The sequence below is a fragment of the Hanstruepera ponticola genome, assembly GCF_002940745.1.
Classification (GTDB): Bacteria; Bacteroidota; Bacteroidia; order Flavobacteriales; family Flavobacteriaceae; genus Hanstruepera; species Hanstruepera ponticola.
Map to the genome: position 1 here is coordinate 140,096 of NZ_POTB01000003.1, position 19,432 is coordinate 159,527.

Sequence of the window (19,432 nt, forward strand, 5' to 3'; positions counted from 1 at the left end):
AATTAGTTATCCTCTTTTCCTAGCATAGGCTTATTGGTTTCTTCTTTATTTTTAGCGCGCCTTTCCAATACATCTTCAGGAATATTTCTGGAAGCCTTTGTAGGCTTTTTGTTGTTTAAGGGCTTGGCGTTTTTATTAGGCTGTGATTTGCCTTTCTTATCCTCATCGGCTTTTTCAACACGTTCCATCATGGCATCATCAAAAAACTCCTCTTGCGGCACGTAGGCGTCTAGTCCTTTTATAACGGGTAGCTCTAGTGGTGGGTCATCGCTAAATAAGTCCTCTACACTTTTTGGACGTTCGTCATCACGCCAAACAAAACCACGTAATAATCGTCCATTTTCTGGAAACTGTGATTCTGGTGTGGTCACGGCATCGGGTTGCTTATAGCGTATAAATTGTGAAATGGTACCTTCCTCAAAAAACACCGAAATACTTCCAGAACGTGCTTTGTCTATCCCAAACAGTTCGTTATTTTCGTTACGCGCATAGAAAATAGACTCGGCATTTTTATCGATATCTACTTGCTTGAGATTGTTTTGGTCATCAAATAAGCCTACAAGTGTCTTACCCTTTATTTGATTGTAACCATTCTCACTTAGGGTGTCTTTACTAACTATAAAGGCATTTTCAAATACAAAAAGGGAGTCTAGTTTCTCGGTTTCCGGATTTGATTTTATCTGAATGGTATCGCCAGTCATTTGATTTTCCAAATTCCAGATTACTGGATCTCGACGTTTGGCAAAGGCATCTTGAGATGATAAGCGGGAAAGGTTGATGAGTTGTGTGAGTCCAGTGGCATGATTTACATGTACCGAGTCGGCTTTACCACTCATATCGGACTTATAAAATTTAGCATTCCTAAAGGCTCGAGTAATGCGTTTTTCGGGTTTGCCTGTAACCATTAAGGTATCGGCATGCATATAAATAGAATCGTTCTCCTGAACCGTTATAGCTAAAGCACGTTTGGTGATAAACACCGAGTCTTTGGCTTTATATATTTCGGCGTAATGCCCTTTTATGACGCTTTTGTTAGTGGTATCGGTAACTTTAATGTTATTGGTTGCCGAAGCAAAGTTGCGGTTGTTATCAAAATACATGCTATCACCTTCAAACACCCGATAATCATAATTTATCTTGGTGTTTTTCATTCCGTAGCCTGTTTTGTTTTCTGTGTCATAAAAGCCACGTTCGCAGTAGGTTTTACTTTCGGAAGTGACTATGGTTGACGGTCCAAACAAATAAGCATGTCCAGTTTCGGAATAAAAATCTAATTGATTGGTATTGATTGTATAATCTGGGTTTACAAGCACCACATCTTGTACAAACTGGTACTTTTTGCTATTCATATAATAGCGCCCAATGTTACTAGTGATGGTTCCTGATGAGTCACGTACCACACGACCACCACTTTTGTAAAAGGACTGTTGTTTTACGCGGTCAAAATACAAGGTGTCTGTGGTTAGCCTGGAGTTGGGTTCAGTAAGTACCACATCACCACTGGCAAAAGCCAGTTTGGTTTTGCCACTATACTCCACGTATTTGGCGTTCATGTTAATGGTGTCGCCTTGTTTCATACGTACATTGCCATAGGCTTCAACAAAGTTTTCGTTGCTGTATAGGTTGGCCTGGTCGCACCACATATCAACACCTTCATGTATGACGTGTACCTGACCCGAGTCGTCACGGGTCATAACCTTTAGCCCTGGAGCTTCACCTTCTTTAAACTCTAAAAAGCCACCATACACAATTTCAATGCGCTTTTGGTCTTGGGCTTGCAAGCCAAATTGCCAGAGTAAGATTACCAGTAGGGCAGTAACTATGTTTCGGTTTAATTTCAAACGCTAGATTTTGGTTCAAAAATAATGATAATATTGGTGTGGCGTGTGGCATTAGGAATTTTTTAATAGAAATGATTGGTTGCTAGGTTGAAACAGATTCCATTTTGAATGTTTCTCACATCTAGCAATATCAACCATCTTGTCTTGCTGAACTTGATTAACTCCGTTGCATCTTCGATTTTAACATTCAATAAATTTCTAATTATTGCGTAATGGATTCCACATGAAGTGTGGCATGACAACGTTCAGGGTTATTTGCTTTCAAGCGATAGGTTTACATTACAGATTGTTTTGTTGTAAGTTATTCACTTTTTGCAATGGCCAATCGCTTGAATGTTTTGTAGGATTTTTCGATAGCCAACCCGAAGCATATCCGAAGTATATCCGAAGGAGACCCGAAGGAAACCGCAAGGAGCACCTAGTGGAACCCGAATTAGGCTTGATAGCAATTGTCTTTGCTTGGCTTTTTTGTAGGAATTTTCACGGTTTGACCTGAAGGAGACCTTAAGGAGACCTTACTAACACCTGACGCAGACCTTAAGGAAAATTCACCTAAAAACTACGTACAAGTACGTATGTGACAATTGAACGAAAATGTTTAGTTTTGAGTGTGTTTATAAAATTACTAGTAAACAATTACACCCAAATTGGATGCAAAAGCACACTTTTTTGGTGTATGTATAATAAATATAACACTACTAGTATTGTTATACACACGTTGTAAACAATTATGAAAAACATAGTTCTATTACTTTTTTTTGTTCTCGGATCATCATGTGGTGATGGCATGAATCAATTAAAAAATGACCGATTTTATTCAAATGCCTTTGAGGAACAATTGAAGAATAATGACTTGGTCATGATTGACTTATCAACGACTGACGAGGATTGGGATTCAATCATAGTTTTAAGACCCTATACAGACATTGACCTACTTGAAGATGAGTTAAGTCTAAATTTATCTAATATATCATTAAATCGGATTACGACCGATGACACTATAAACCTCTTTGTTTTTTTAAAAGAAAATAAATCAGTTAAGATTATTGAAATGTCAAGGGTTTTAGGAGACTTCAATAACTATGATACAATTATTAGTAAAAAAGATGCCAAATTTAAAAAAACCAAAAACGGATTAGAGTTTGTAAAATAAAAACTGTTTTCAACACTGTGTATAAAAAATGATTAATTTAGTGATTAACCAAAGAAAAGTACGTGTTTGCTACATCTGATTTTCATGCGGAAAATCCTCGCATACAAACCAGCAACTATTCTTATACATAAACATTGGCAACAAGCTGAATAGAATGATAAAGAAAATAACATTTGCCTTAATTCTACTATGTACAATTGCATGCAGTCAGAAAAATAACGGAATCAAAACTGGAACTTTTGAAATTTATGAAAATGATTCTCTTGTTGGGAAAATCTATCGTCTTGGGAACTACCAAATCGAAAAATATCCTGAAGGAAATGAATTAATCGCTCGGATTGACCATAAAACAGATTCGACTTATTTCTTACGGGGAATTGAGAAAGTGCAAAAGAGAGTTGATTCGATAGTTTGGCTGAATAAATATTGGAAAATTGGGACTGACAAATATGGGGTTCTTGCAATTCCGTCAAACTCGAATATTGATTACAAATATGAAGCTGTTTTACGAAAAGTGAGTGAGAAAATTGAAACAGATTATTTAGTGAAATTGAATTCTCTGAATGAATAATAAAAAGCCAGTTGCCAACAATGTATAACCGCGAATTGCTTCGCCAGTCGCTTCGCTCTAGTCGGCGGATTCGACTATACTTCGACTGCGCTCAACACAGGCTAGAATCTACTTGGAATGGTTAACTTCAGTGCTAAACCGAAAAGTTTGCGTACTTTAACCCGTAACTACAGGTTATACCTGACCGTTGTGCTTCATTATAACCAACCGCTAACCAGTGATAAAATTCTTTAGAAAAATTAGACAAGACTTACTTTCAGAAGGAAAAACTGGAAAGTATTTGAAATATGCCATTGGAGAAATTGTATTAGTTGTTATTGGAATTTTGATTGCACTACAGATTAACAATTGGAATGAAAGCCGTAAAGAATCCAATTATGAGCAAAAATTTCTCAATGAATTAAAATCTGATTTTTTATATAACAAGGAAGAGTTGAGTAGCAATATAAAACAAGCAAGTGATTTGGCCAATAACGGCGATAGCATAATAGCCATTTTGAGTTTAACAAAAAAGGATGTGGACCTGATTAAAGTTTTCAATCATACAAAAAAATTACACGGTTATTCGACCTTTGACCCTTCAAATGGGGCATTGAATAACCTAATGAGTTCTGGAAATCTAAACATTATTAAAAATGATTCTTTGCGGATGCAGCTTTCTAAATGGCCAGCAATGGTAGAGGACGTAAAAGAAGACGAAAAGCGATTAATTGAATATGGAGACACCTGGCTCGAACCTCTTTATTTAAAGTATTTTTATTATAAGTCAGGTTCTAAAGAAATTGACCCAAGATTATTAGATGATGTCCAATTCGAGAATATTGTAAGAACTATGAGAGGTAGAGCAAATTACATTGTTGAAAATTACAAAACATTGGAAATGGAAATAGATAAGATGCTGACCGACATCAATGGAGAAGTGAATTCCATTAAAAAATAACGAAAGCTCAACAATGTGCATAATTCATGCTATAATATGAACATCAAATAAAAATTCTATCTTTAAAGAACTGATTTGCAACGACGAAAAATCCTGCGAATTTTCAGTCGTTTAAATCATATATGAACACGTTGTGCTTCAATATAACTAACCGCTAACCAATGATAAAATTCTTTAGAAAAATTAGACAAAACTTACTTATGGAAAATAAAACTGGTAAGTATTTTAAATATGCAATCGGAGAAATTGTGTTAGTAATGATCGGTATATTATTGGCTTTACAAGTTAATAATTGGAATGAACAAAGAAAACTTGTTCAAAAAGAGGTTCAGGTACTAATTGCCTTGAAAGAAGATATAGAGACAAACATCAATAACTTAAATGAAGGGATTAGAGTAGTTAATCAATTGAAAAATAATAATTTACAAGTCATTAAATTTTTTGAACAAAAAACTCCATACGAAGAAAGTATGATTCAGTATTTTTCAAATTTTTTAGGTATTTGGGATCCTGACTTCTCGTACGCGTCTTATGAAAATTTAAAAAGTCAAAATCTTGATTTGATTTCGAATAGAGATTTGAGGCAAACTATTGTTAACCTATTCGATGTAGAAATGGATATGTTGGATATTGCCGAAATGGAGAGGATACATATTTTATTTGAAAACATGATTGTTCCTATACAAAAGAAATACTTTTATAGAGACTACACTTCAAAGATGCCTTGGCCTTATGTCCCTATGAATTATAGTAATATGATTGAAGATATGGAATTTTATGCTGTATGTACAGAGATAGCTTATAGGCAGACAAGATCAATTGAACGATTTAAGGAATTTAATATAATGTCTGCAAGTGTAATAGAGCAAATTGATTCAGAAATAAAAGTCCTTAAATAATGAAAGTATTTACAAACATGTTAGCAAAATATGAAAGCGATAAAATTAAAAGTCTTTTCTACTTTAATTCTGATATTATTGGTGGGATTTGGAACAGTTTCATCTCAAAATAATAATGAAGTTTTAAAAATTGATAAAAAGAAAGCAAAAGTACTGATGTCTATGTCTGAAATGGCATGTAATGAATTGAATTCATTTAATTTTAAAGAGCTGAACGACAAATTGATTCAAGACACTTATGTCAAAATTCTTTCGGAAAACCATAAAAAGATAAACAAATATTACGATACATTTTCAGAAGACGGACTTAACAGTTTTATATTTGATTTAACCGAAACCCTAATCTCTAATTGTAAATTAGTTCGGGAGTTTATAAATAAAAAAATTGACTAAAACTTTTGCTAACAATGGCTTTAAGTAATTACTGACTCTTGCTTACTTTCTAAAATTACTATGCAAAGTTCGCACTTTTCGATTCCATTCGATTTGTATTTGCTAAATTAGGTGTTTAAACACGTCAGTAATCATATACAAAACCGTTTTGCCTTGTTATTTTTAAGTCTCATTAATTACTCTTTAAGTTTTTAGGTAAGCTGACTTCTCAAGACCATTAATTGGGAAAATTGGCATGGTTTGCTTTCAGAGGGAAACAAGGGAAAGTTTATAAAATAAATACAATTAATGTATCTTGCCAACCTTAAAATGATAGACGCTATGGAGCACGTAAAGATGCAAACTTTTATTAAAGCGGTATTGAAAAACATGCCGGCTGATTGGCTAAAACTTACCACACACAGGCTAGATATTTATGATGAAGAACTGGCTAAAGTTGAATTTTTGAGACAGTTTGAATTGCTGTTTGAGAATACTAATACTCATACAAAGTCGCTGGAACAATTGCCTACGGCTTATGACTATATTAGATTAGGACATCCGCTATCATGCGTGTTGGAATGGACTATTGCCAAAATGCATGAGGTTACTGCTGATCAGGTAATTTGTTTTTCATCTAAAAGTATGCCTGTTATAGCGGTATTGCGGGAAAATTTATTGACTAACAAGCGGACACAATTTAATTACATTGGTGATTTACCAGATTTTCTTGATAGTGATTTACTACAAAACGTGTATGGCTTTAATTTTGAGCTAAAGCAGGTTGAGCAGGTGTCTGATGTTGATGCCTTTGATGGCAGTACCGTTTTTATTTCGGAGTCTGATACCTTATGTGATTTTGATATGAATGCATCTGTTGACTTTTTTGTCAATATGCATAATGAACTGGGAAGTGTTTTATTGGTAAATCATGCAAAAAACGCCCATTATATTTCAAAAGTTCAACATGTACGCAGGCGTGAGACTATAGCGATGACTCCAGCAAACTGCATGAAAGCTTTAAAATTGCTAGTCATGCATACTCCTGAAAGTACACAAAAAGGTGATGTAAAGACAAACAAGTTGCAAGTAATAAATACTATTAAGGAAATAACTGGAACACGCACAAATGCGTTGGTTGCATCTAGTGGATTATCTATACAATATGCCATAGTTATGGGACTTATTGACCACGCCTTGGATGAACACCCCAATCAAGACATAAAAATTATTGTTCCACCTAATTGTTATGGTGGTACCAATGATCAGGCAAGACGTGTTGCTGCTTGTAAGGAAAACGTTGAAATTGTGGATTTACTTGTTGATAGTGGTCATGATATGGCTGACAGTCTGGACGTGATTTTAGATAGGCTAGCCATTGAAAATGCCGTGCCATATATTATTGCAGAAATACCTACTAATCCACGTGTTGAGGTACCTGATCTTGTTAAGCTACAAGCGGTATTAAGTAAAGAGCGCCAAACAACTAATGGAGAGACAGCTATAGCACCTGTTTTTATTTTGGATCAAACGTTTTGCCCAAACACGCCCTTTTTAGGTGATGCAGACAGTCTATCTGCAGTTAAGGCTATTTCTTATGTGAGTGGATCAAAATTTCCAAGTGGTGGAAAATGTACTGCTGGCTATTGTGTAGTTAATAAAAAAGCGGACACCTTATTAGGTAAAATTGCTAAACATTTACAACTCTGCGATAATGAGGCTACAGATCTCCAGTATGAAATATTGGCAAACCAAATGCCTTCTATGAATAAAAGAATTGAAGCTGCTTATCACAATACTAGAGAATTTGTGAATTTTATAAAAAATACGTTGCCAGATGCAAAAATTAATTTTGTTTCTGAAGTGTTGGCTGAACAAGGGTTTACGCCGTCTGTATTTTCATTAGATCTACCTACAAAGGGAAATACTGATGAAGAACGGGAATCATATAAGCGAAACCTGAACTTGAAGTTAATCAATTTAATGATTAGTGAAATACCAGAAGAAAGTAAATATTGTGTGAGTTATGGGCAGCTCAAAGGATGTTATTGGACTATACCAGCAACCTCTACACAAGGAACTACTAAAGAAGGTGATAAAGATTATATTGCTCGTGTAGCCATCTCTCCTGATATGGATTTGGAGCGTCACAAAAAAGTGTTTTTAGAATTTATTAAAACGTTTAAGTTGGGAACAGGTAAGGTCAGTATGTAGCAAAACCTTACTTATAATTATAAAAATATTGAGATTTTAGAAAATGAGCGTGTAAATGAGTTTATGGTTTTTACTATTTCATATAACAAACAAAACGTATATAGCGAAGTGTTAGAAAAATAGTTATATATTAGGATTGCTAGTAATCAGTATGCACATGCAGAAACACATTTTAGTACTCATCATTTTAACAGCTCTTTTTGTTTCATGTAAAAACAATCAAGAACTATCGGATTTTGATAAGTTTACAGGTAGATGGACTTTGGATATTGTTGAGGTTCAGAAAGATTCTACAACAAAGTGGGAGCCACGGCAAGGTCATTATAAAAACAGACAAGGGTTTATAATTTATGATGGGCTAGGAGGTATGGGAGTTCACCATGTCACAGAACATTACGAAGATTATGAGTTTAAAGGAACAGGCGGTTTGGATAGCCTTACCAAAGAAGATTTAAGACATCTGGCAGATAACTTTGTGTATTTTGGTAAATACCGAGTAAATGATAGCCTTAAAATCATAGAACATCATATTGAATCGGTGAACTTTCAGCATATGTGGGGAACAGTTGCTAAAAGAAATTACAGCTTTAAAGGCGATACTTTGATTTTGAACCCCGTTACCAATACATACCCGAAGACCAGACTAAAATGGCTGCGTCTCAACGATCGGAATTAGAATGTTTATAATCAACTGATTATCATAATATCTTCAGATTATATTTAGTAAATTACAGACTCATTTTATAATAGGGCTTCATTGTCATTGTCATGCTCATGTTATGAACTAAACTAACCAACCATGAAAAAACTCTTTGTTTACGTTTTAATCAGTTTCAGTATCCTCTTTTCAATACAGAGTACTAGTCAGGTACTAGATTCTAAAACAATTGAAGCTAAAATTGACGCACTTGTTCCAACTCAAGTAAATGACACCACACCAGGATTGGTTATTGGTATTGTTCAAAATGGCAAACTCATTTTTAGTAAAGGCTACGGATTAGCCAATCTGTCTTATGGTATGGCTAACAATCCTAAAATGGTTTATAATGTTGGCTCTGTAAGTAAACAGTTTCTTGGCTATGCTTTTGCTATGTTGCATGTAAAAGGTGATTTGAATATTGACGATCCTGTTGGAAAATATCTGAAAGATTGGCCGGAATTTGAGCATGTAGTCACATTAAGGCATTTGCTTACGCATACCAGTGGGTATCGAGAGGCCTACACCATGTCAAACCTTGCTGGAAGAATTGTAGGTGTAGATAGATTGAGTAGAGCCGAATGCCTAAACGTTGTTAGAAAGCAACCAGAACTAGAATTTGTTCCAGGTTCCAACTGGACGTACAACAGCACTGCCTGGGTTATATTGGCAGAAGTTTTTGAAAAAGTGACTAGTGAGAAAGCAGATACCTGGGTTGAAAATAATATGCTGAAGCCATTAGGGATGAACGATACTCAAATAGAGAGTTATGTAGGTGAAGTAATTACCAACGCGGCTGAATCCTATGTTTTTGATCCGGAACAAGGTTATATAAACCAAGAAAGTAATCGTGCTATTTTTGGTGCAGCAGAGGTGTATTCCAGTATTGATGATTTAGTTAAATGGGTTAATAATTATCGAACTGCAACCATTGGTGGTAAAGCTGTAAATAAACTATTTCTTGAACCGTTTATTTTAAATGATGGCTCTGATTCAGAATATGCACTTGGCATAGGTAATAGCAGTTATAACGGATTAAAGCGATACAGACATACAGGTGGTCATGAGGCTTTTGCAACGCAATTAAGTTATTATCCAGAACAGGATTTGGGCATTATTACTATTTCTAATTATGGCGGAAAAGGTTGGTTGGCAACCTCAAAAATTGCCGATTTACTTTTAGGTAAGTTTATGACACATGAGGATAAAGAAGAAGTTAAATCGGTTGATTTAGCTAAAGCATTGTTAGAACCATTGAGAGGACTTTACGTGTCGTCTAATTTTAATAGAACTTTGGAAATAGGTATGGTTCAAGATTCACTAACTATTAATGGAGATTCTAAACTTATGCCACTATCTGAAAATACATTTTATGTAAACGGTTGGGATAGTCAGCTTGTTTTAAACAAAGAAGCTAATGGGAACGCTACCTTAACATTTACTGATAATTCAAGGGAAATCTTCACGAAGGTTGATAGTTGGCAGCCAACAGTAACAGATTTAAAAGGATATGAAGGCGATTATTGGAGCGAAGAGTTGGAAACACTATATCATCTAACAGTAACAGACGGAAAACTAACCATTAAGCATCGTTGGCTTGGAGAGATTCCTTTGGAACCACTTACGCGAGATTTATTTAAAACGGATTGGTCTTATAACATCAAATTTGTTCGTGACAGCAATCAGAACATTTCAGGGTTTAGTATTTATAGTGGACGAACACTAAATGTTTATTTTAAGCGGAAATAGTTATTGCTTAAAATAAATACTTATTTAATTACTAAATCGAAACTACTAAAGTTCCATTTAGAATTTTATAAACCTCATGTGATATCCATACTATTTTGATAGCAAGAAAGCTTACCTAAAAATAGTCTGCTTTCTATCAGGTCCTACTGAAACAATCGTAATAGGTGTATCCAATTCTTTTTCCAAAAATGCTATATAGGTGTTTAACTCATCTGGCATTTGTGAAGCTTCAGACATTTCAGTTAAATCGGCAGCCCAACCTTTAAAATCGGTGTAGATTGGTTCTACATTTTCTGGTTCAATGTTGTATGGCAAGTGCGTAATGGTTTCGCCTTTGTATTTATATGCAGTACAAACTTTAAGTGATTTAAAACCTGATAACACATCGGCTTTCATCATCATTAACTGGGTGACACCGTTTACTTGACAAGCATATTTTAAAGCTACCAAATCCAACCAGCCACAGCGACGTGGTCTTCCAGTTGTAGCTCCAAATTCATGACCAACTTTAGCCATAGTTTCACCATCTTTGTCAAATAATTCAGTAGGGAAAGGTCCTGAACCTACACGTGTTGTATAAGCTTTAAAAATACCAAACACATCACCAATTTTGTTTGGAGCAACTCCTAAACCAGTGCAGGCTCCAGCTGCTGTTGTATTACTGGATGTTACAAATGGATAGGTTCCAAAGTCAATATCTAAAAGTGATCCTTGAGCGCCTTCTGCCAAAATGGTTTTACCCTCTTTTTGAGCTTGAAAGATATATTCTTCAGAATCGATTAATTTTAGGGATTTTAAAACTTTAACAGCTTCAAAGAATTCGTTTTCCAATTCTTTAAGGTCATACTGGATTTCCACATTGTAAAAGTTAATCATGGCTTCATGCTTATTGGCTAAAGCACGGTATTTATCTTTCCAGTCTGCGAGTTCTAGATCACCAACACGAATACCATTTCTGCCTGTTTTGTCCATATACGTTGGGCCAATACCTTTTAAGGTAGAGCCAATTTTAGCTTTACCTTTGGCCGTTTCACTAGCCGCATCTAATAACCGATGGGTTGGTAATATAATATGTGCTTTTCTAGATATGTATAGTGATTTTTTATAATCTACGTTTTGTTCGGCCAGTTTGTCCAGTTCTTTTTTGAAAATAACGGGATCTATAACCACACCATTACCAACTAAATTAACAGCATCTTCATGAAAAATCCCTGAAGGTATTGTATGTAACACGTGTTTCATACCATTAAAAACAAGTGTGTGTCCAGCATTTGGACCGCCTTGAAAACGTGCAATAATATTGTATTTGGAGGTTAGTACATCGACAATTTTTCCTTTGCCTTCATCTCCCCATTGTAATCCTAGTAGTAAATCTACTGCCATGTTGTAATTTATTATTTAGTTGATTTTCGGTTGCCGTAAAAGTAGAGTGAGTGATTTTTAATTTCGATATCAAAAACCTCTTCAATGGTTTTTTTGATAGACTGAATTCTGGGATCGCAAAATTCTATGACTTCACCAGTATCTGTTAAAATCACGTGGTCATGTTGTTTATCAAAATATGATTTTTCGTAATGTGCCTGATTTTGGCCAAACTGATGTTTGCGCACCAAGCCACATTCCAAAAGTAATTCTATTGTGTTATAGAGGGTGGCACGACTTACGCGATATTTTTTGTTCTTCATATTGAGATATAAAGATTCAATATCAAAATGCTCGTCGCTGTTATAAATTTCTTGAAGAATAGCGTAACGTTCAGGTGTTTTTCTGTGACCTTTTTCAGTTAAAAAGGTAGTGAACACGTTTTTTACTATCTCCTGATTTTTTGTATCGGTTTTTACACTCATAATTTCGCTGCAAATTTACACTTATTTTTAAACTCTAGTCACTTTATCTATACCATTAATTTTTTTTAGGTTATCCATGAGTTTTTTAAGCATATTATTGTTCTTAACGACCACGTTAATTTTACCGGAAAAAATACCATCATCACTTTCAAAACTGATGCTTTTCATATTTACGTGCATATTGGATGAAATGACTTTTGTGATATTATTTACCAAGCCTAGATTGTCTATTCCAGATAATTTTATTTGAGCTGCAAATTCCTGCTGCGAAGAATCAATCCATTTTGCCTGCATAATTCTATAAGCATAGTTAGATTGTAAGCTCACGGCATTGGGACAATTTTTTTTATGCACTTTAAGTCCGTCATTGATGGTTAAAAAACCAAAAACAGGATCGCCAGGAATAGGGTTGCAGCAGTTAGCAAATTTATAATCCAGTTTTTCCTCTTCCTTGCCAAATACCAATAAGTCATATTTTGACGTGATTTCTTCTTTATCCAGTTCTTCTTTTGGTATTGAAGGCTTTCGTGATATTTTATTTTTAATGTAGCTCATTAGGGCATTGCTTCTGGACGAAGCAAATTCCTTAAGCATGGTATTATCAATGGAACCAACACCTACTCGATAAAACAAGTCTAAACTGGTTTTTAGTTTAAAATGGTTGACCATTTCATTGACTGATCTTTCATCTAATGAAATTTTTAGTTGCTTTAGTTTACGGCGTAATATTTCCTTCCCTTCTTCGGCAACTTCTTTTTTGTCTTCTTTTAAAGCGGATTTTATTTTGCTACGAGCTCTTGCCGTAGTTGCATAGTCCAACCAGTTTGGATTGGGTTTTGCGTTTTCAGCAGTTAAAATATCCACACGGTCACCACTTTTAAGTTCGTGACTCAAAGGCACTAGTTTGCCATTTACTTTGGCACCACGTGTTTTCATACCTACTTCGGTATGGATACTAAAGGCAAAATCTAATGGTGTAGCACCTTTGGGTAAGGATTTTAAGTCGCCTTTTGGGGTAAATACAAATATTTCTTTTGAATAGAGGTTGAGCTTAAATTGCTCTACAAAATCTACGGCATCTATATCCGGATTTTCAAGTGAATCTTGTAATTTGGCAATCCAAATATCAATACTGTCTTCAGAATCACTACCTTCTTTATATTTGTAATGAGCAGCATATCCTTTCTCGGCGATTTCATTCATGCGCTCACTTCTAATTTGGACTTCAACCCATCGGCCTTTTGGACCGACAACTGTAATATGTAAGGCTTCATAGCCTGTTGATTTAGGCGATGAAATCCAATCACGTAATCTGATGGGATTGGGTCTGAAATGGTCCGTTACAATGGAGTAAATCTTCCAAGCCAAGAACTTTTCATTCTCGGGATCACTTTTGTATATAATTCTAACAGCAAACTTATCATAGACTTCATCAAAGCTGACACCTTGGTTCATCATTTTTCTTCGAATGGAAAAAATGGATTTTGGGCGTCCTTTAATTTCATAATCTAAATGCTCTTTGTCTAAAGAGGTAGAAATGACCTTGCTAAATTCTTTTATGTAATTATCCTGATCTTCTTTGGTTTCCTTTATTTTGTTTAAAATATCATAGTACACTTCTGGTTCAGTGTATTTTAAGCCTAAATCCTCTAGTTCAGTTTTAATATTATACAAGCCAATTCTGTGTGCCAATGGCGCGTAAATGTAAAGGGTTTCAGAAGCAATTTTTACTTGCTTGTCAGACCGCATGGAATCCATTGTTTGCATGTTATGAAGTCTGTCCGCAATTTTGATTATAATTACGCGAACATCATCATTTAACGTGAGGAGCATTTTTCTGAAATTCTCTGCTTGCATGGATACGTCCATGTCTTTTTTAAGCGAAGAAATTTTTGTTAACCCATCAACAATTTTGGCTACAGTCTCGCCAAACATGCGTTCAATATCTTTTAATGTGTAATCATCATTGTCTTCAACAACATCATGCAATAATGCTGCGGTGATAGATGTGGCGTCCAATCCAATTTCTTGAGCCACGATTTTTGCAACTGCAATAGGGTGGAATATGTAAGCTTCACCAGACTTTCTGCGTTGGTCTTTGTGGGCGTCAACAGCAACATCAAATGCCTTACGTATTTGCTTTTTGTCTTTTGCCGTAAGTGTTCTATAGCTTACACTTAAAAGTTCTTTGTAGGCTTTAGCTATAGCTGCATTTTCCTTTTCAATATCAATTTCTGTCATATATTAAAAATACTAAAAGAAAGTTAACCAACAATTGTTTTTGGTTAAAAAAAAGATGGGGATTGAAGGCTTTTTTATTTATTTTTTTGAGCGACTGAAACACCTTTTTCTGCAAAATTCTTAAAATCTTCAAGATACTTTTTAGACTGTTTCTTAAAGGCGCTTGGCATAATGAGTGTCATCATTCTCAACATGAAGTTGGTTGGTAAAAACTCGCTTTTAGACGTCCATTTGGTTCTGTTCTCATCAATCTCTTCGAAAAAATTTTCCTGCAAATTGTGCATGCCCTTTGTATCATAAGTTACATGAAACGCATGCGGAAAGTCCTGAAATGTGATGGTTTCAATTAATTCCATTTCACGTTTTCCCATTTTGTAGATTAATCTCATTTTTGAACCTATTTCTCCTGGTGTACCTGAAATATGATCATAATCAATTAAGCCTCGTTGCCAGTGTTTCATGTTTTCAGGGTTGTCTAATTTTTTGATGAATTCCTTGAGAGGTACATTCACTATTATCTCTGTGGTATATTTCATATGGTATCACAATTTGAGTAATAAAGATACGGTATTTTTAAATTCTATAAAGCCATTTTATAGCGATACTAAAAAACTTTAAAAAGCGTTTGTCATTACAACTTGTTTTAAAGGCTATTATTACTATTTTTGCATGAATTGATAAAAATCAATAACGACTTATGGCTAGATATATTTACGCTTTAATTTTGGTGTTTTGTTTGGGAAGTTTACAAGCTCAAACCGTTGAGAAAGACATTTTGTTTACAGTAGCTGAAGAACCCGTTTATGCTTCTGAATTTATTAGAATATTCAATAAGAATTTGGATCTAGTTAAAGATGAATCTCAAAAGAATGTTGATGAGTATTTAAAATTGTTTGTCAATTATAAACTTAAATTAAAAGAAGCTAAAGAGCAAGGATTGGACAGCAAGCCATCGTATGTTAGAGAGTTGAACAATTACAAAAAGCAATTGGCCAAAAATTACTTAACAGATTCTGAAGTAACCGAAGAGCTAGTTGCTGAAGCATATGACAGAGTTTCTAACGAGGTTAATGCCGATCATATTTTAATACGTTTGAATGAGAATGCTAGTCCCGAAGATACTTTGGCAGCGTACAATCAATTGATGAAATTTAGGGATCGTGTTGCGATGGAAGGGTTTGATGAGGTGAAAAAGGATATTCACAATGGTCAAACCATTTATGCTGAAAACCTAGGGTACTTTACCGGATTTAAAATGGTTTACCCTTTTGAAACAGCTGCTTACAACACAGCAGTAGGGGATATATCCATGCCGTTTAAAACCCGATTTGGTTATCATATTGTCATAGTTAATGATGTCAGAAAAGCTAGAGGTGAACGTACCGTAGCGCACATTATGGTTAGTATTAATGATGGTGATGAGAATGCTGCACAAACGCGAATTAATGACATATACAACAAGTTGGAGCAAGGTGAGTCATTTGAATCATTGGCTAAACAATTTTCTGATGATAAGAGTTCAGCAAAGAATGGAGGTAAGTTAGCGCCTTTTAGTGGCGGGCAATTGAGTTCAACTGAATTTGAAGAACAAGCCTTTAGTCTCGAGAGTATTGGTGATGTATCACAGCCTTTTAAAACGGAATTTGGTTGGCATATTATTAAGTTACACGATATGAAAAGTGTGGGGTCTTTTGAAGAAATGAAGCCTGAATTGGAAGCGAAAGTCAAGAAGGATTCAAGATCACAGTTGATTAATACCTCACTTGTGAATAATTTGATGGAGCGTTATAAAGTCACTTACAAGCAGCCAGCATTAACTTATTTTACCACTATAATGACTAATGATTATTTTGTTGGAAAATGGTTGTTACCGGAGGACTTTAATAAAGATAAAGAGTTGGTTAAGATTGATAATTTAATACTTACCTATGACGATTTTGGGCAATATTTAATAAAAAGCCAAAGAAAATCCATCCCTAAAAAACCATTAGATATTCTAGTTGAAGAACAATACAAGGATTTCTTGAATATGAATTTATTACAATATCAAGAAGACAATCTTGAAAATGAGAATGAGGATTTTGCACATATTTTGGCAGAGTATAGAGATGGCCTGTTGTTGTTTGACTTAATGGAAACGGAAATATGGAATGCTTCAAAATCCGATTCAATAGGATTACAGAAATACTTCAACGAAAACAAAGATAGTTATCATTGGAATGAGCGTGTTGATGCTACCGTTGCATCATCGGCAAACAAAAGCACGATTAAGAAGGTAAAAAAAATGTTGGAAAATGGCGAAACAGATGATGCCATTAAAAAAGCTTTGAATACTGATGATACCGTGAATGTTATTTTTACTTCAGGAATTATGGATATAGAGCATCAGGCATTACCAAAAGATTTTGAGTTTCATACTGGTGTTTCAAAAATTTACAATCATAATGATGCCTATATTGTGGCCAAAGTAAATGCTGTTTTGCCAAAAGAACCAAAAGCATATGAGGAAGCAAAGGGGCAAATAATGAGTGATTATCAAGTTTATAAAGAAGCCAATTGGATTAAGGTACTCAAAGCGAAATATCCAGTGGTTATTAATGAATTGGTTCTTGAGAACGTGAAAAATCAAATAAAAAATCAATAGTTGAAAAGATATCTGTTACTGTTTGTATTGACTGTAATTTGTTTTTCTTCTTGTAATTATTTCTATAAACAAGAAGATGAACGAAAGCCCATTGCTCGTGTTAATGATGTTTATCTTTACCATGAGGATATGCAGCATCTTTTTACAGAGAATATATCGGAAGAGGACAGTATTATTAGAGCAACAAATTTTATCAATCAGTGGGCAGCGGAGCAATTGCTTGTAGATGGCGCTAAACGAAATTTGAATGACAACAAACTAAAACGATTTGATGATTTAGCCCAACAATACAAGAATGAATTGTATTCAACGGCTTATCTTGAAGCATTAGTGACTAGGAATTTAGATACAGTGGTAACTTGGCAGGAAGCAGAAGCATATTACAATGAAAATAAGGACATATTTAAGTTAAATGAAGACCTTATAAAGTTTAGGTACATTAATATTGACGAGAACAGGTTTGAGTTACCAGACTTAAAAACCAAATTCACACGATTTGATGAAGCTGACAAAAAGGAGTTGGATTCTATTGCCATTCAATTTAAATCCTATTCATTGAATGACTCCATTTGGATTAAGGTAACTCAAGCAATAAAAAAAATACCAGCCGTAACTACCGAAAATAAAAATGAATTGTTAAAAAAATCTAATTTTATACAACTCAAAGATTCATTAGGATTATATTTGATGCAAATTAAAGATGTGCTAGAAAGAAATAGTTTGGCACCGCTTGAATATGTAAAACCTACCATTGACCAAATAGTCATAAACAAGCGAAAATTAGAACTCATAAAAGAATTAGAAAAAGACATAACAAAGGATGCTATTAAAAATAAACAATTTGAAATTTATAACTAAAACCTTTTTGTTTCTTGCAGCTATAATACTTCCAAGTGTTTTGGTAGCTCAAGAGATAATTGAAGATGACGTCAAGGAGCCTGAAAAAAAGGTTGATAGTGTGCTTACTGAAGGTGCTCAAAAATTAGATGGTGTGGCTGCAGTAGTTGGTGACTATGTAGTTTTGGATTCTGATATTGATAGAACCATAATACAGCTTAAGGCACAAGGAGCATCATTAGAAGGCGTAACCAGATGTCAATTATTTGGTAAGTTGTTGGAAGATAAGCTTTATGCTCATCATGCCATTCAGGATAGTATTGAGGTTTCAGACGCTGAAATTCGTTCAAATGTAGATTATCAAATTCAGCAATTTTTAGCTCAATCAGGTAAATCTATGGAGGAGTTATTAGAGTTTTATAACAAACCTGATGAAAAAAGCTTTAGGGATGAGATGTATGAAATCAATAAAAGTAATAAGCTAGCCAGTGAAATGCAGAGCAAAATTATTGATGAAATTGAAGTCACACCAGAAGAAGTTAGACAGTTTTTTAATAAAATACCAAAAGACGAGCGTCCAACATTTGGCACTGAACTCAAGGTTTCACGAATCGTTATAGAACCTCAAGTTTCAGAAGAAGAAAAACAACGTGTTATAAATCAATTAAAACAGTTCAAGGCAGATGTTCTTGATAATGGTGCTAGTTTTAGGTCTAAAGTTGTCTTGTATTCAGATGATAAGGCGTCTATACCTCAAGGTGGGTTGTACACGCTTAATAGAAAACAGCCAAGAATGGTAAAGGAATTTCGAGAAGTAGCCTTTTCATTACAAGAAGGAGAAATCTCTGACCCATTCGAAACAGATTTTGGGTATCATATCATTTATTTAGAAAAAGTAAGAGGACAAGAATATGATGTTCGTCATATTCTGTTAATACCCAAGGTTTCTGATGATGCTGTAAAAGAAGCCCGTGAAAAATTAGTAAAAATAAGACAACGAATTGTAGATGGTGACATCAGTTTCGAGGATGCAGCTAGAGAGTCTAGTGACGAAAAGGAAACTAGGAGTGAAGGAGGATTTTTGATTAATCCAGTGACTCAAGACTATAATTTTGAGCTTACGAAAATGGATCCAGAATTATATGGTCAAATTCAAGACTTAAAGGAAGGTGAGCTTAGCTTGGTACAAACGGATCGTGGTCAAACTGGTAATGTAAAATTTCAAATTTTAAAAGTAAGTGATCGTGTTGATGAGCATGTTGCAGACTATTCAAGAGATTATTTGAAGATTAAGGATTTAGCGTTAAATGAAAAACGTTTTCGGGCAATTGATAAATGGCAAGAAGAAAAAATAATGGATACTTACATTAAGATTAATGGCGAGTATAGAGATTGTGAATTTACTGGAAACTGGTTAAAAAATTAAA

General features: G+C 34.6%; 16 protein-coding genes. 11 read left to right on the forward strand and 5 right to left on the reverse strand.

Annotated elements, in window-relative coordinates; genetic code table 11:
• Nucleotides 1-2 precede the first annotated feature (2 nt).
• The gene (locus tag C1S72_RS13635) at nucleotides 3-1,841 is read right to left on the reverse strand and encodes an OstA-like protein (RefSeq protein ID WP_104736287.1); all 1,839 of its coding nucleotides are present in this window, start codon (nucleotides 1,839-1,841) and stop codon (nucleotides 3-5) included.
• A 730-nt stretch (nucleotides 1,842-2,571) separates the two neighbouring features.
• Between C1S72_RS13635 and C1S72_RS13640 the strand changes: the two genes are divergently transcribed.
• From C1S72_RS13640 to C1S72_RS13675, 8 genes are all read left to right on the forward strand, one after another.
• Nucleotides 2,572-2,994, forward strand: a complete 423-nt coding sequence (locus tag C1S72_RS13640) for a hypothetical protein (protein WP_104736288.1) — start codon at nucleotides 2,572-2,574, stop codon at nucleotides 2,992-2,994.
• A gap of 154 nt (nucleotides 2,995-3,148) precedes the next feature.
• Nucleotides 3,149-3,565, forward strand: coding sequence for a hypothetical protein (locus C1S72_RS13645; protein WP_104736289.1), 417 nt, complete (start codon nucleotides 3,149-3,151; stop codon nucleotides 3,563-3,565).
• 217 nt (nucleotides 3,566-3,782) lie between these two features.
• The gene (locus tag C1S72_RS13650) at nucleotides 3,783-4,505 is read left to right on the forward strand and encodes a DUF6090 family protein (RefSeq protein ID WP_104736290.1); all 723 of its coding nucleotides are present in this window, start codon (nucleotides 3,783-3,785) and stop codon (nucleotides 4,503-4,505) included.
• A 200-nt stretch (nucleotides 4,506-4,705) separates the two neighbouring features.
• Nucleotides 4,706-5,404, forward strand: coding sequence for a hypothetical protein (locus tag C1S72_RS13655; protein ID WP_162919992.1), 699 nt, complete (start codon nucleotides 4,706-4,708; stop codon nucleotides 5,402-5,404).
• 30 nt (nucleotides 5,405-5,434) lie between these two features.
• Nucleotides 5,435-5,797, forward strand: coding sequence for a hypothetical protein (locus tag C1S72_RS13660; RefSeq protein WP_104736292.1), 363 nt, complete (start codon nucleotides 5,435-5,437; stop codon nucleotides 5,795-5,797).
• A 321-nt stretch (nucleotides 5,798-6,118) separates the two neighbouring features.
• Nucleotides 6,119-7,990: a PLP-dependent transferase gene (locus C1S72_RS13665; RefSeq protein WP_104736362.1), complete on the forward strand. Its 1,872-nt coding sequence runs from the start codon at nucleotides 6,119-6,121 to the stop codon at nucleotides 7,988-7,990.
• Between the two features lie 157 nt (nucleotides 7,991-8,147).
• Entirely contained in the window at nucleotides 8,148-8,666 is a 519-nt protein-coding gene (locus C1S72_RS13670) for a lipocalin-like domain-containing protein (protein ID WP_162919993.1), read from the forward strand.
• Between the two features lie 123 nt (nucleotides 8,667-8,789).
• Nucleotides 8,790-10,436, forward strand: coding sequence for a serine hydrolase domain-containing protein (locus tag C1S72_RS13675; RefSeq protein WP_104736294.1), 1,647 nt, complete (start codon nucleotides 8,790-8,792; stop codon nucleotides 10,434-10,436).
• A gap of 111 nt (nucleotides 10,437-10,547) precedes the next feature.
• Here the strand turns inward: C1S72_RS13675 and C1S72_RS13680 are convergent, their stop codons facing one another.
• The 4 genes from C1S72_RS13680 to C1S72_RS13695 all read right to left on the reverse strand — a co-directional run bounded on the left by C1S72_RS13680 (nucleotide 10,548) and on the right by C1S72_RS13695 (nucleotide 15,060).
• Nucleotides 10,548-11,819 (reverse strand): adenylosuccinate synthase, encoded by a 1,272-nt coding sequence (locus C1S72_RS13680; RefSeq protein WP_104736295.1) that lies wholly within the window; start codon nucleotides 11,817-11,819, stop codon nucleotides 10,548-10,550.
• A gap of 11 nt (nucleotides 11,820-11,830) precedes the next feature.
• Complete coding sequence (locus C1S72_RS13685) at nucleotides 11,831-12,283, reverse strand: Fur family transcriptional regulator (protein ID WP_104736296.1); 453 nt, start codon at nucleotides 12,281-12,283, stop codon at nucleotides 11,831-11,833.
• Nucleotides 12,284-12,310: 27 nt separating this feature from the next.
• Nucleotides 12,311-14,524 carry a RelA/SpoT family protein gene (locus C1S72_RS13690; RefSeq protein WP_104736297.1) on the reverse strand — a complete coding sequence of 738 codons (2,214 nt, stop codon included), beginning with the start codon at nucleotides 14,522-14,524 and terminating at the stop codon, nucleotides 12,311-12,313.
• Nucleotides 14,525-14,598: 74 nt separating this feature from the next.
• Entirely contained in the window at nucleotides 14,599-15,060 is a 462-nt protein-coding gene (locus C1S72_RS13695) for an SRPBCC family protein (RefSeq protein ID WP_104736298.1), read from the reverse strand.
• Nucleotides 15,061-15,221: 161 nt separating this feature from the next.
• On the opposite strand from C1S72_RS13695, the gene C1S72_RS13700 reads away from it, so the two are divergent.
• Genes C1S72_RS13700 through C1S72_RS13710 form a run of 3 tightly spaced genes read left to right on the forward strand, consistent with a single transcriptional unit; the run spans nucleotide 15,222 to nucleotide 19,431 of the window.
• Nucleotides 15,222-17,168, forward strand: a complete 1,947-nt coding sequence (locus C1S72_RS13700; RefSeq protein ID WP_104736299.1) for a peptidylprolyl isomerase — start codon at nucleotides 15,222-15,224, stop codon at nucleotides 17,166-17,168.
• On the forward strand, nucleotides 17,169-18,026 hold the full coding sequence (locus C1S72_RS13705; protein ID WP_230401665.1) for a peptidyl-prolyl cis-trans isomerase: 858 nt from the start codon (nucleotides 17,169-17,171) through the stop codon (nucleotides 18,024-18,026). It abuts the gene before it with no gap.
• Nucleotides 17,989-19,431, forward strand: a complete 1,443-nt coding sequence (locus C1S72_RS13710; RefSeq protein ID WP_104736300.1) for a peptidylprolyl isomerase — start codon at nucleotides 17,989-17,991, stop codon at nucleotides 19,429-19,431. The genes C1S72_RS13705 and C1S72_RS13710 overlap by 38 nt, the downstream gene beginning before the upstream one ends.
• The last annotated feature ends 1 nt before the right edge of the window (nucleotide 19,432 follow it).